At 66.6% G+C, this 13,388-nt stretch carries 10 protein-coding genes; 4 read left to right on the top strand and 6 right to left on the bottom strand.

Translation table 11 applies throughout. The annotated features are described in order from the left end of the window. Positions 1–91: 91 nt before the first annotated feature. The gene (gene pepN / locus AC5Y4H_RS13935) at positions 92–2,680 is read left to right on the top strand and encodes an aminopeptidase N (RefSeq protein WP_499982553.1); all 2,589 of its coding nucleotides are present in this window, start codon (positions 92–94) and stop codon (positions 2,678–2,680) included. Between the two features lie 22 nt (positions 2,681–2,702). On the opposite strand, the gene AC5Y4H_RS13930 is transcribed toward pepN, so the two are convergent. From AC5Y4H_RS13930 to AC5Y4H_RS13920, 3 genes are all read right to left on the bottom strand, one after another. After that, entirely contained in the window at positions 2,703–3,170 is a 468-nt protein-coding gene (locus AC5Y4H_RS13930) for a DUF5130 domain-containing protein (protein WP_499982552.1), read from the bottom strand. Beyond that, a complete protein-coding gene (gene ctaJ / locus AC5Y4H_RS13925) occupies positions 3,157–3,393 on the bottom strand; it encodes an aa3-type cytochrome oxidase subunit CtaJ (protein WP_499982587.1) in 237 nt (78 codons plus the stop codon). The genes AC5Y4H_RS13930 and ctaJ overlap by 14 nt, the downstream gene beginning before the upstream one ends. 67 nt (positions 3,394–3,460) lie before the next feature. Beyond that, a complete protein-coding gene (locus AC5Y4H_RS13920) occupies positions 3,461–4,108 on the bottom strand; it encodes an HNH endonuclease (protein ID WP_499982550.1) in 648 nt (215 codons plus the stop codon). A gap of 151 nt (positions 4,109–4,259) precedes the next feature. Here AC5Y4H_RS13920 and AC5Y4H_RS13915 point away from each other — a divergent pair, with 151 nt between their 5' ends. The 3 genes from AC5Y4H_RS13915 to AC5Y4H_RS13905 all read left to right on the top strand — a co-directional run bounded on the left by AC5Y4H_RS13915 (position 4,260) and on the right by AC5Y4H_RS13905 (position 7,341). After that, positions 4,260–4,646 (top strand): globin, encoded by a 387-nt coding sequence (locus AC5Y4H_RS13915; protein WP_499982585.1) that lies wholly within the window; start codon positions 4,260–4,262, stop codon positions 4,644–4,646. A 25-nt stretch (positions 4,647–4,671) separates the two neighbouring features. Beyond that, on the top strand, positions 4,672–6,237 hold the full coding sequence (locus tag AC5Y4H_RS13910) for a glycoside hydrolase family 13 protein (protein WP_499982548.1): 1,566 nt from the start codon (positions 4,672–4,674) through the stop codon (positions 6,235–6,237). Between the two features lie 87 nt (positions 6,238–6,324). Beyond that, positions 6,325–7,341 carry an NAD(P)/FAD-dependent oxidoreductase gene (locus tag AC5Y4H_RS13905; RefSeq protein WP_499982584.1) on the top strand — a complete coding sequence of 339 codons (1,017 nt, stop codon included), beginning with the start codon at positions 6,325–6,327 and terminating at the stop codon, positions 7,339–7,341. Between the two features lie 77 nt (positions 7,342–7,418). Here the strand turns inward: AC5Y4H_RS13905 and AC5Y4H_RS13900 are convergent, their stop codons facing one another. The 3 genes from AC5Y4H_RS13900 to AC5Y4H_RS13890 are packed head-to-tail and all read right to left on the bottom strand — an operon-like array spanning position 7,419 to position 13,338. Continuing rightward, positions 7,419–8,090, bottom strand: a complete 672-nt coding sequence (locus tag AC5Y4H_RS13900) for a DUF8185 domain-containing protein (protein WP_499982544.1) — start codon at positions 8,088–8,090, stop codon at positions 7,419–7,421. Continuing rightward, positions 8,078–8,491: an acyl-CoA thioesterase gene (locus tag AC5Y4H_RS13895; RefSeq protein WP_499982542.1), complete on the bottom strand. Its 414-nt coding sequence runs from the start codon at positions 8,489–8,491 to the stop codon at positions 8,078–8,080. The genes AC5Y4H_RS13900 and AC5Y4H_RS13895 overlap by 13 nt, the downstream gene beginning before the upstream one ends. Next, on the bottom strand, positions 8,488–13,338 hold the full coding sequence (locus tag AC5Y4H_RS13890; RefSeq protein ID WP_499982541.1) for an NAD-glutamate dehydrogenase: 4,851 nt from the start codon (positions 13,336–13,338) through the stop codon (positions 8,488–8,490). The genes AC5Y4H_RS13895 and AC5Y4H_RS13890 overlap by 4 nt, the downstream gene beginning before the upstream one ends. Positions 13,339–13,388 lie beyond the last annotated feature (50 nt).

The following is a 13,388-nucleotide window of genomic DNA, read 5'->3' as shown; positions in this document are numbered from 1 at the left end:
GGCGGATCCTTTCCTCGGTTGAAAGTCTGATCTGCACAACCGTAGGCGTCTACATCCTGTTCCCGATTTGCCCGACCCGTAAGTTGGACACGTGGCTCTCCCCAACCTCACCCGCGAACAAGCCGTCGAGCGCGCCGCCCTGATCACGGTCGCCAGCTATCAGATCGACCTCGATCTCACCGACGGCTCCGGCGCCCCCGGCGAACGGACCTTCCGCTCGGTCACCACGGTGGTGTTCGACGCGCTCGCCGGCGCCGACTCGGTCATCGACATCGCCGCGGACACCATCCGCAGCGCCACGCTCAACGGCCGCAATCTGGACGTCTCCGGCTATGACGAGGCGACGGGTGTCCCGCTGCCGGGCCTGGCCGACCGCAACGTCGTCGTGGTCGATGCGGACTGCCGCTACTCCAACACCGGTGAGGGTCTGCATCGATTCGTCGACCCGGTCGACAACGAGACCTATCTCTACTCGCAATTCGAAACCGCCGATGCCAAGCGAATGTTCGCGTGCTTCGACCAGCCCGACCTGAAGGCGACATTCGACGTGCGGGTGACAGCGCCCACGCACTGGAAGGTGATCTCCAACGGCGCGACGGTGTCGGTGAACGACGGCCTGCACACCTTCGCCACCACGCCGCGGATGAGCACCTACCTGGTCGCCTTGATCGCCGGCCCATACGCCGAGTGGAACAACACCTATACCGACGAGCACGGCGAAATACCGCTGGGCATCTTCTGCCGGTCCTCGCTGGCCCAGCACATGGACGCCGAGCGGTTGTTCACCCAGACCAAGCAGGGATTCGGCTTCTACCACAAGAGCTTCGGCATGCCCTACGCATTCGGGAAATACGATCAGCTGTTCGTCCCCGAATTCAACGCCGGCGCAATGGAGAACGCGGGCGCGGTCACATTCCTCGAGGACTACGTCTTTCGCAGCAAGGTCACCCGGGCCTCCTACGAGCGGCGCGCCGAGACCGTGCTGCACGAGATGGCGCATATGTGGTTCGGGGATCTCGTCACCATGGCGTGGTGGGACGATCTGTGGCTGAACGAGTCGTTCGCGACCTTCGCATCGGTGCTGTGCCAAAGCGAGGCAACCGAATTCACTGAGGCCTGGACGACGTTCGCGACCGTCGAGAAGTCGTGGGCCTACCGGCAGGATCAGTTGCCTTCGACGCACCCGATCGCCGCGGACATCCCCGACCTGGCCGCGGTCGAGGTGAACTTCGACGGGATCACCTATGCCAAGGGCGCTTCGGTGCTCAAGCAGCTCGTCGCCTACGTGGGGTTGGAGCACTTCCTGGCCGGGCTGCGTGATTACTTCCGCGCCCACGCCTTCGGCAACGCCACGTTCGACGATCTGGTCGCCGCCCTGGAGCAGGCTTCCGGGCGTGATCTGTCCGACTGGGGCCAGCAGTGGCTGAAAACGACCGGACTGAACACCTTGCGGGCAGAGTTCGACGTCGACGGCCCGGGCGCTGAGGGCAAGTTCACCCGGTTCGCGGTGACTCAGAGTGGCGCGACGCCGGGTGCGGGCGAGACCCGGGTGCACCGGCTGGCGGTCGGGATCTACGACGACGACGGAACCGGGAAGCTGGTGCGGACGCACCGCGAGGAACTCGACGTCGAGGGCACAGTCACGGAAGTTCCTGCGCTGGTTGGTGTTTCGCGGGGCCGGCTGGTGCTGGTGAACGACGACGACCTGACCTATTGCTCGTTGCGGCTGGACGCCGAGTCGCTGCGGACCGCGCTGGAGCGCATCTCCGACATCGCCGAGCCGCTGCCGCGGTCGCTGGTCTGGTCGGCCGCCTGGGAGATGACGCGCGAGGCAGAATTGCGCGCACGCGATTTCGTGGCCCTGGTGATGGGCGGCGTGCACGCCGAGTCCGAGGTGGGCGTCGCACAGCGGCTGTTGCTGCAGGCGCAGACCGCCCTGACGTCGTACGCCGAACAGGGTTGGGCGCACGAGCACGGGTGGCCGATGTTCGCCGACCGGTTGCTCGAGCTGGCGCGTGGCGCGCAGCCCGGCTCGGATCACCAACTCGCCTTCGTCAACACACTGTGCTCGTCGGTGCTGTCGGCCGGTCACGTTGCGACGCTGGCGGGCTTGCTCGACCGTGACCCCGCCGAGTCGGGGCTCGCCGGCCTCGAAGTCGACACGGACCTGCGGTGGCGGATCGTGACGGCGCTGGCCACCGCGGGCGAGGTCGACGCCGACGGGCCCGCGACGCCGTTCATCGATGCCGAGATTGATCGCGACCCGACCGCCGCCGGCAAGCGCCACGGCGCCCAGGCCGCAACTGCTCGACCTCAGTTGCCGGTCAAGGACGCGGCCTGGACGACGGTGGTCGAAGACGACACCCTGGCGAACATCACCGCTCGATCGATCATCGCGGGCATCGCCCCGCCCGGGCAGGCCGGGTTGCTCAAGCCGTTCACCGCGCGCTATTTCGAGGCGATCTCCGGAGTCTGGGCGCGCCGGTCCAGCGAGGTGGCCCAGACCGTCGTAATCGGCCTGTACCCGCACTGGGACATCAGCGATGACGGCATCGCCGCCGCGGACAAGTTCCTGTCCGACCCACAAGTGCCCGCCGCGTTGCGGCGCCTCGTGCTCGAGGGCCAGGCCGGAGTGAAGCGTTCGTTGCGGGCGCGCCGATACGACGCCGGCGAGGGCTGAGCCCCCACAGCAGAGGTACCGGCTAGGCCGGCGAAATCCCGGCGCTCAGCACGCGAATCGCGCTGACCAGGCCGTCGACCAGGTCACCGCGCTCGAATGCCGAAGATGCTGCGGCGACGCCCAGCGGCGCGGCCGTCTCGGCGCCGCGGCCGCGAACCTGCGTGCCGTACACCACCTCGATGACCTTCTGGTCGGGCGAGACGGCCAGCAGCACCGCGTTGTCCGGCGTCGGCACGTCGGCCAGGATCTCGCGGGCCCGCGCGGCGGTGTCGCTGCCCAGGTCGCCCAGATAGATCGCGAAGCGCGTCTTGGACGCCCGTGAGCCGAACTTCAACGCATCGTCCACGGCGACCAGGTCCTTGGTCGAAAACGGGAATTGCACCGACAGTTCACCCGGCTCGGTGACGCCGGAGATCCGTCCGCTCGTGGTGATCACCGAGCCGTGGGGCAGCTCGGCGGGCTCCTTCGTCGCTACCTCACCACGTGCCACTGGCGCCACCTCCGACTGCGAATTCCGACCTACCCTGCCCACCATGCCCGCCGTGGGCGTGGCCGACGTCTTCGCCGGTGGCGGCCCACAAGATCGGCGGATGCGTCCACTTCTCGCCCAACTTGTAGGCGGCTGGGTGGGGTCCCTTGTGGGACCAGATCAGCACCGACAGCGTAATCACCAGCAACAGCGGTATTCCGACGATGAACAGATGGACATGCATAGGGCTCACGACGCAAACCGTATCCCACGAAGCGATCTGGCGGCGCGACCGGACACCAGATTGCCGATCAGGCCGCGCCCTCGCCGAGATAGCGGGCCCACGCCGGATCCAGTTCCTTGACCGTCGACAGCAGCCGCCAGTGCTGACCGGTAGGCGGCAGCGGCGGGCGGCGCAGCGCCCAGCCGAGCTCGCTGAGCAGCTTGTCGCCCTTGCGGTGGTTGCAGGTGGAGCAGCATGCGACACAGTTCTCCCACGAATGGTCGCCGCCGCGGCTGCGAGGCAGCACATGGTCGACGGTGTCCGCCTTCGCGCCGCAGTAGGCGCAGCAGAACCGGTCGCGGTGCATTAGCGCGGCGCGGGTCATCGGGACGCGCGCCCGGTAGGGAACCCGGACGTAGGACCGCAGTTGGATCACCGAGGGCACCACGATCGAGCGGGTCGCCGAGTGGATGACGGGGCCGGCCGGGTCGTGGTGGACCACGTCGGCCTTTCCGCAGATCACCATGACGATCGCACGCCGCAGCGGCAGCGCGGTCAGCGGCTCATAGGTGGAGTTCAGCAGCAGGACCCGCCGGCGACTCCAAATGGAAGCACCCTCGGCACGGGCGGGGGGATGGATCTCAACACTATGCAGCGACGACGCGGTTGTGGGTCCGGTTGACCCTGCCGCGGCTACCTGACTGCGGTGGCTGCGGCGTCTCTTGCCCTGCGCCATAGATCCTCCGCGAACAGTCCACCATGATTCGCTGCCAAACGCACCCTATCGCAGGTGAACGCCGTGTCGATCCGGTGAACACCAGGCATGGGGCGAAGCCGCCTCCGCATGCCGCCGCGAGGATGCACCACAATGGACGGCGATGGATCAGGTGACAGAGTCCTTCTACGACGCGGTCGGCGGCGCCGAGACCTTCCACGCGATCGTGTCCCGCTTTTACGCTCAGGTTCCCGAAGACGAGATCCTGCGGGACTTGTACCCGCTGGACGACCTCGAGGGCGCCGAGGAACGCTTGCGAATGTTCCTCGAGCAGTACTGGGGCGGCCCGCGCACCTACTCCGACCGGCGCGGACATCCCCGGCTGCGGATGCGTCACGTGCCGTTCCGGATCACTCCCCTGGCGCGCGATGCGTGGCTGCGGTGCATGCACACCGCCGTTGCGTCGATCGATTCGCAGACGCTCGACGATGAGCACCGTCGCGAGTTGCTCAATTACCTGGAAATGGCTGCCGACTCATTGGTCAACTCGCCCTTCTAGATACCTCGCAACCGAACGGAGCAGCATGAGCCCCGCAGCATGGTGGTCGAACGCGGTCTTTTACCAGGTCTATCCGCGATCGTTTGCCGACAGCAACGGTGACGGGGTCGGTGACATCGACGGAGTCGTCGCCCGTCTGGATCACCTGGAGCGACTCGGAGCCGATGCGATCTGGCTCAGCCCGGTCACCGTCTCACCCATGGCCGACCACGGTTATGACGTCGCCGATCCGCGCGACATCGACCCATTGTTCGGCGGGTTGCCCGCGATCGATCGGCTGATCGCCGCGGCGCACCAGCGGGGCATCAAGATCACCATGGACGTGGTGCCGAACCACACCAGCTCTGCGCACCCGTGGTTTCAGGCGGCGCTGGCCGCCGGCCCGGGTACGGACGCCCGGGAGCGCTACCACTTCCGCGACGGCAAGGGGCCCGATGGGGCGCTGCCGCCGAACAACTGGACGTCGGTCTTCGGCGGATCCGCCTGGACGCGGGTGGTCGAGCCGGACGGCAACCCCGGCCAGTACTACCTGCACCTCTTCGACGCCGAGCAGCCGGACTTGAACTGGGAGAACCCCGACGTTTTCGAGGACTTCGCGACATCGCTGCGGTTCTGGCTGGACCGCGGGGTGAACGGCTTCCGCATCGACGTGGCGCACGGGATGGCCAAGCCACCCGGCCTGCCCGACGCCGAGGCAGACGTCAAGGTGTTGAGCCACACCGACGACGACCCGCGTTTCAACAACGCGGGCGTACACGACATCCACCGCAAGATCCGCAAGGTCGTCGACGAGTACCCCGAAGCGGTGACCATCGGCGAGGTGTGGGTGATGGACAACCAGCTGTGGGCCGAGTATCTGCGGCCCGATGAACTGCACCTGGGCTTCAATTTCCGGTTGACCAAGATCGATTTCGACGCCGGCCAAATCCGTGACGCGATCGAGAACTCGCTCGCGGCGACCGCGGTTTATGACGCCGTCCCGACCTGGACCTTGTCGAACCACGACGTGGAACGCGAGGTGACTCGCTACGGCGGCGGCGACGTCGGGCTGCGCAGGGCCCGGGCCATGGCGATGGCCATGCTGGCCCTGCCGGGCACGGTGTTCCTCTACAACGGCGAAGAACTGGGCCTGCCCGACGTGCTGGATCTGCCCGAGGAAGTGCTGCAGGACCCGACCTGGGAACGGTCCGGACATACCGAGCGGGGCCGCGACAAGTGCCGGGTGCCGATGCCGTGGTCGGGCGAGGAGCCCCCGTTCGGATTCTCGTCGTCGTCCGAGACGTGGTTGCCGATGCCCGCGCAATGGGCGGCGCTGACCGTCGAGAAGCAGAGCGGCGACCCTGACTCCACCTTGTCGTTCTTTAAGCGGGCACTCGAATTGCGAAAGCGCCGCGCGGAATTCGACGGTGCGGGCGTCGAGTGGGTGGATGCGTCCGGCGATGCGGTGATCTTCCGGCGTCCCGGCGGGCTGGTCTGCGCGCTCAACGGCGGCGAATCGCCGGTGCCCCTGCCGGCGGGCGAGCTGATGCTGTCGAGCGCACCGCTGCTGGACGGGAAGTTGCCACCCGATTCCGCGGCCTGGCTGGCGTAGCCGGCTCGGGTCACGCCGCCGAAGTCACGGTGAGCATTTCGCGGCGGACTGCTCTATATGTTGTGCATGGCTTCCTACGAGTGGGCAGTGATCGGTGCCGGGCCGGCGGGCATCGGCGCGGTGGGAAGGCTGTTGGATCACGGAGTCGCGGGCGAACGGATCGCCTGGATTGATCCGGCCTTCGCGGGCGGCGACATCGGCCAGAAGTGGCGGTCGGTTTCCAGCAACACCCATGCCGCGCTCTTCCTCGAGTACTTCAACGGCTCCAAGGCATTTCGGTTTTCCGAGGCACCGCCCATGCCGCTCAAGGAGATCGATCCCCAAGAAACCTGCGCGCTCGGCCTGGTCGCCGAACCCCTGGTGTGGGTCACCCAGCGGCTGCGTGAGCAGGTCGACGCCGTGCGGACGACCGCCACCGCGCTGTTCTTGGAAAACAGGCAATGGCGGATCGCGACGGAACAGCGCGGCGTCTTCGCCAAGAATGTGATCCTCGCCGTTGGCGCAGATCCCAAGAAACTTTGCTACCCCGACCTCCGCGAAATTCCCGTCCAGGTCGCCCTGGATCCCGGCAAGCTGGCCGAAGAACCACTCGAGGGCGCGACGGTCGCCGTATTCGGCTCGTCACACTCGTCGATGATCGTACTGCCGAACCTGCTGCGCCACCCCGTCAAGCGCATCGTCAATTTCTACCGGAGCCCACTGAAATACGCTGTATATCTGGATGATTGGATCCTGTTTGACGATACCGGGCTGAAGGGCCAGGCGGCGGTCTGGGCGCGCGAGAACATCGATGGGTTGCTTCCCGACCGCCTCGAGCGCTGCTGGGTGTCGAGCCCGGAATTCGCCGAGAAACTGGCGCAGTGTGACCGCGCGATCTACACCGTCGGTTTCGAGCGCAGAAAGTTGCCCGAGACACCGCAGTGGGGGCGGTTGGACTACAACCGGGTCAACGGAATACTGGCCCCCGGGCTTTTCGGGGTGGGCATCGCATTCCCTCAGTACGCCGAAGACCCGTACGGGTACGGGCAATTTCGGGTGGGCCTGAAGAAATTCATGGACCATCTCGACGCCGTACTGCCGCTGTGGCTGCGCTACGGCCCCTGATCTACGCGAGCGAATCCGCACCGCGATCGCTTTTAACTCAGCCTGATCCGTTCTCAAATCGCCTCCGGCCGGGCGCGTCAGCCCAGCAGCAGCGCGGGATCGCCGCGGCGGCGATACACCGAACCGAACCGGGCGTCCAGACGCAACCACGTCGGCATTATGCGAACCCGAATCAATTCGTCGACGGCGACCGCATCGGGTGACTGCGGCAGAAATCCCATCGCGGTCAACGCGAATACGCAGCGCATGGGTAGCCCGACCTGCACGCCGGCGGAGCTGACCTTGATGACCTCTTGATCGAGGAGCGAAACGGGCGGGCCATGAGAACTGCTGTGCTGCTTGGCAAGTTGCGCACCGCGTTGCGCCAGATCCAGCATCACCCGGGCCGGTATGTCCTCGAGATGGGTGAAGCCGGACTCCGGTGGCAACGCGCCGCGCCACGCCGAATCCATCGCGAACCCGGGATCGACGTAGCCCGAGGCGTCCATCGCGGAAAGACCGCGCGCCAGCGCGTCCGCGCCCACCGACAGATCGCCGGGCCGCACCTCGCCGACCACCACCCTGCTGGCCAGCACGTCGAAAGCCGTTGCGATCCAGGCCGTCAGCAGCCCCGGGGATCGGGCCCGGAACCGGATGATCGCGGCGTCGTCGAGTCGCAGCGCGCGGTCGACGAACGCGGCGAGATCCGTTCGGTGGGCGTCCCTGGAGTCGGCACCCAGCCATAGTCCTCGGTCGGCTACCTGATCCACCGTTGCAGATACTCCCGATGTTGTGGCGAGAGGCGCACCAGCCGCTCCTCCTTGATGTGGACGGCGGCCAGTTGCGACTCGGCGATGACGGCGGGCTTCGACTCTGGATCGGCGCCGACCGAGCGAACCTCGTAGCCCAGCGTGAAGTCGACCGCGCGCAGCCGCTTGGTCCACATGGTGACCTGCAGCGGTGAATCCACCAAGCGCAGTTGACCTTTGTAGGTCACCTTGACCTCGGCGATGAGCAACCCGACGGTCAAGATGTCGACCTCAAACGCCTCACGCAGGAACTGGACGCGCGCCTCCTCCAGGATCGTGACCATGGTGGCGTGGTTGACGTGCTGATACATGTCGATGTCCGACCAGCGCACTGGCACGGGCGCGACGAAGCCGACGCTCAACTTGAAGATCCTCTTCCACTGGTGCGGGTCATGCGACGGATTTGCCGCGCGGCGACGGACAGTGTCGCGAGATCCCTGTTGCCGCTTTCCTGGATCTCGATCAACGTTCGGCGGGCCCGCTCGACTCTAGAGGCGCTCAGGTGTTCCCACTCGGCGATCTTCTCTTCACCACTTTCGTCCGGCTCCCCTACGGCGAGCACATCGAAGCACAGCGATCGCAGCGAAGCATAGATGTCGTCTCGAATCGCCAAGCGAGCCAAAGAGTGCCAGCGGTCCCGTCGGGGCAGTTCGGATACCGCCGTCAGGAGCCCGTCGGTGCCGAGCCGATCCATGAGCGCGAAATAGGTGTCGGCGACCTCGGCGGCGTCGATGTCGCTGATGTCGCCGATGTCGATGATGTCGAGCAGGCTGAAGCGGTACAGCCCGGCGGCCACCGAATAGGCGAGGTCTTCGGGTGCGCCCTGGGAGGTGAATTCCGCGGCTTCTTTGTCGACGATGGCCTTGTCGTCACCGCGCAACCACTTTGACATGCGCGGGGTCAGCGCCTGGACTTTGGCGGCGAACCGGTTGATCTCGGCGCCGACCGCCAGCGGCTGTGGACGGTAGTTGAGCAGCCAGCGCCCGGCGCGGTCGATCAGCCGCCGGGTGTCCAGCGTGAGCCGATCCGACAGTGCGACGGGCAGATTCGCCGCTCGGATGCGCCGCCAAGTCTCTCCGACCCCGAAGATGGCGTCGGTGGCGACGTAGGTGCGCACCGCGTCGACCGACCCGACGCCTACGTCTTCGACGATCCGGAAGGCGTAGCTGATCCCGGCGGCGTCCACCAGGTCATTGATCAGCATCGTGGTGACGATCTCGCGGCGCAGCTGATGCGTGCGGATCTCCGGAGTGAACCGTTCGCGCAGGGGTTTCGGGAAGTACAGCGGCAGTCGGGAGGCGAACACGTCCTGCTCGGTCAGCTCGGTCTCGAGCATCTCCTCCTTCAGCCCCAGCTTGACGTGCGCCATCAGGGTGCACATCTCCGGTGAGGTGAGTCCGATGCCGGCTTCGGCCCGCCGCGCGATCTCCTTCTCCGAGGGCAGCGCCTCCAGGTCGCGGTGGATGCCGCGCTGGTCGACCAGGTACTGAATCATCCTGGCGTGCACCGGCAACAGGCTCGGCGCGTTCGCGCGGCTGGTGCCGATCAGGTCGTTCTGGTCGTCGTTGTCGGCGAGCACCAGTTGCGCGACCTCGTCGGTCATCGACTCCAGCAGCGCTTTGCGCTCCTCGGGCTTGACCTTGCCGGCGGTCACCAGCGAGTCGATCAGGATCTTGATATTGACCTCGTGGTCCGAACAGTCCACACCGGCCGAGTTGTCCATGGCGTCCGTGTTGATCCGGCCACCCGCCAAGTCGAACTCGACGCGCCCCAGCGCGGTCACCCCCAAGTTGCCGCCCTCGCCAACCACCTTGGCGCGCACCTGGCTCCCGTTGACCCGCACCGGATCGTTGGCGCGGTCGCCGACGTCGGCGTCGGATTCGGACTCCGCCTTGATGTAGGTGCCGATGCCGCCGTTGAAGAGCAGATCCACCGGCGCCTGCAAAATCGCCTTGATCAGGTTGGGCGGAGTCATCTCGGTGACCCCATCCCCCGACCCCTCGATGCCCAACGCGGCGCGGACCTGGGCGCTGACCGGGATCGCCTTGTGCTCACGGCTGTACACGCCGCCGCCCTCACTGATGAGCGACGCGTCATAATCTTCCCAGCTGGACCGCGGCAGGTCGAACATCCGCTGCCGTTCCTCCCACGAACGCGAGGCGTCGGGGTCGGGGTCCAGGAAGATGTGCCGGTGGTCGAATGCGGCGAGCAGCCTGATGTGCTTGCTCAGCAGCATGCCGTTGCCGAAGACGTCGCCGCTCATGTCGCCGATGCCCACCACGGTGAAGTCCTCGGTCTGGGTGTCGACGTCCATCTCCCGGAAGTGCCGTTTGACGGCCTCCCACGTGCCCCTGGCGGTGATGCCCATGGCCTTATGGTCGTAGCCGACCGAGCCGCCGGACGCGAACGCGTCACCAAGCCAGAATCCGTACGACTTCGCGACGTCGTTGGCGATGTCGGAGAAGGTGGCGGTGCCTTTGTCCGCCGCCACCACCAGGTACGCGTCGTCGCCGTCGCGGCGGATGACTTCCGTTGGCGGGCTTACCTTTCCGGTCGCGTGGTCGACGTTGTCGGTCACATCGAGCAGGCCGGAGATGAAAAGCTGGTAGCAGGCGACGCCCTCGGCGCGGCTGGCGTCGCGGTCGGCGGCGGCGTCGCCGGTAGGCAGCGGGGGCCGCTTAAGGACGAACCCGCCCTTGGCGCCCACCGGCACGATCACCGCGTTCTTGACCGCCTGCGCCTTGACCAGGCCCAGGATTTCGGTGCGGAAGTCGTCGCGACGGTCCGACCAGCGCAGGCCGCCGCGGGCCACCGGACCAAACCGCAGGTGCACGCCTTCGACCCTGGGCGAGTACACGAAGATCTCGTATTTGGGCCGCGGCAGCGGTAGCTCATCGACCAGCTGGGCGTCCAGCTTGATCGCCAGCACGTTGCGGGCCCGGGCCGAACCCTCGCTCGTGACAAAGTAATTGGTGCGCAACGTGGCCTGCACCAGCGACGCGAAGGCGCGCAGAATGCGGTCGGTGTCCAGGCCCACCAGCGCGTCGATGTCGGCGGCGACCGCCGCCGCGGCGGCCTGCGCATCGCGGTTCGCCGATGAGTCGGGGCTGGGGTCGAACAGCGCCTCGAAGAGCGCGACCAGTGATCGTGCGGTCGAGGGGTGTTCGTTGAGCACCGACTCTATGTGGGACTGACTGTAGGGAAAGTTCGCCTGCCGCAGATACTTTGCGTAGGCCCGCAACAACACGACCTGCTGCCATCGAAGGCCCGCGCGCATCACCAACTCGTTGAACCGGTCAATCTCCAGGCGGCCTTGCCAGATCGCGGTGACCGCATCCGCGAACCGCTCCGCCATCGCGTCGCGCTCGGATTGCGTCGAGGCCAGCCGGATGGTGGGGTGCGGTGAGATCTTGAACTGATAGATCCACACCGGCAGCCCGTCGGACCGGTTGACCGTGAACGGGCGCTCCTCGAGCACCACCACACCCATGCTCTGCAGCATCGGCAACAGCTGGCTCAGCGAGGCGGTGCGTCCGCCCATGAACCAGGTCAGCTGCGCGGTCCCGTCATCACGTTCGACGAACACCAGCTTGACCGAGTTGTCTTGCAGCTCATTGATGATGGCGATCTGGTCGATGGCATCGGCCGGCGTGACGGCTTGCTTGTAGACCTCGGGGAAGGCGGCCGCGTAGTACTCGGCGTCGCCGTGGCCCACCGAGCCCTCGGCGGCCGCGGCGACCAGCCGGTCGGTCCAGGTTCGCGCGGCCTCACTCAGCAACGCCTGAATGCGGATCCGGTTGTCTTCGGAGACGTCGACCGGCGCCGCGGCAGGTCCGTCGGAAGGCAGGCGAACCATGAAATGCATTAGCGCCCAGGGTGATTCGCTGACTCGCGCGGTGAATTCCAATCGGGTGCCGCCGAATTCGTGCACCAGGATGTCTTCGATCTGCAGCCGCACCGCCGTGGTGTAGCGGTCGCGGGGCAGGTACACCAGGCAGGAAACAAAATACTGCAGGCGATCGGCGCGCAGAAACAGCAACGCGTTTCGTTGCGGCCCCAGATCCACCACCGCCTTGGCCATCGCCAGCAGTCGTTCGGCGCTGAGGGTGAACAGCTCCGAGCGGGGGACGGTTTGGATGACGTCGAGCAGCAGCTGGCCCGGATGGATCGGGTCGCTGTCGGCCATTGCCAGCGCATCGCGGACCCGGCGCGAGATCATCGGTATTTCCAGGACGTCGGCGTTCATCGCGGCTACCGTGAACAGCCCGACGAAACGGTGCTCGATCACGGCGCCGTCTACGTATTCGCGGACCGCGATGGCATACGGGTAAGCGCCGTAGCGCAGATAGCTGCCCACCACGGACTGCGCCAACACCAGCAGTCTGTCGTCGTCGGTGAGCCGCGGGCGCGAGCCGGTGCGGGTGCGCAGGACACCGAGGCCCGGTGTCCCGTCGCCCGAGACCTGCCCGTCGTGCACGTGGCAGCGCTGATAGCCGAGCAGCAGGAAGTTTCCGTTGACCAGCCAGCGCAGCAGCGCCGCGACGTCGGCGCGGTCCGGCGCCGAGAAGTGGTCGTCTGCGTTGGCCTCGACTTGTGCGGCCAAGTCATTCAGCGCCGCGATCAAACTCGACGCGTCGCTGGCGACCTGCTGAACGTCGGCCAGCACCTTGGGCAGCAGCCGTTCGACCTCGGCGAGCCCCTTGCTGTCGACCGAAGGCAGCAGCTGCACGTGTATCCACGCCTCGCCGGCGTACTGCGACGCGCCTTCCGCTTTCGCCTCGACGCCCAACAGGTCGCCCTCGGGGCTGCGCTTCACTTCGAAAACCGGCGTCATGATGGCCGTGTACGGGACGCCGAGCCGGTGCAGCAGCACGGTGACGGAGTCCATCAGCATGCCGCCGTGATCGGTGACGACCTGCAGGGCGGGCCCGAAACCGGCGGGGTCTTCCGCTGGGTACACCGCGACGCGGCTCTCGCCGTCGGGGCGGTGCAGGCCGAGGCGATAGTGCGCGCTCAGCATGGCCGGGGTCACGATCGCCGCCGGCACGGTCAGGTCGATGGGTCTGGTTTCCGCGCCCCCCGACTCGTCGCTATGCGGGCCGCGATAGCTCTCTACGTAGGCTTTCGAGATCCACGCGGGGATGTCCTGCTGTTGGGTGAAGGTGGTCCACGGCTCGAGACTTTGTCTGGCTCGGGGATCGATCGTCATGCCGATAGCTCCCAACTCGAGACGGTTGTCAATGCGCTCGGTCGCCCCGT

It is taken from the genome of Mycobacterium sp. NGS58 (assembly GCF_059812385.1).
This window is presented reverse-complemented; position numbering and strand designations above follow the sequence as displayed.

What these genes read in the sequence shown, in the direction of transcription:
- ctaJ (WP_499982587.1), bottom strand. Translation starts at nt 3,393, where the DNA reads ATGCATGTCCATCTGTTCATCGTCGGAATACCGCTGTTGCTGGTGATT.
- AC5Y4H_RS13920 (WP_499982550.1), bottom strand. Translation starts at nt 4,108, where the DNA reads ATGGCGCAGGGCAAGAGACGCCGCAGCCACCGCAGTCAGGTAGCCGCG.
- AC5Y4H_RS13910 (WP_499982548.1), top strand. Translation starts at nt 4,672, where the DNA reads ATGAGCCCCGCAGCATGGTGGTCGAACGCGGTCTTTTACCAGGTCTAT.
- AC5Y4H_RS13890 (WP_499982541.1), bottom strand. Translation starts at nt 13,338, where the DNA reads ATGACGATCGATCCCCGAGCCAGACAAAGTCTCGAGCCGTGGACCACC.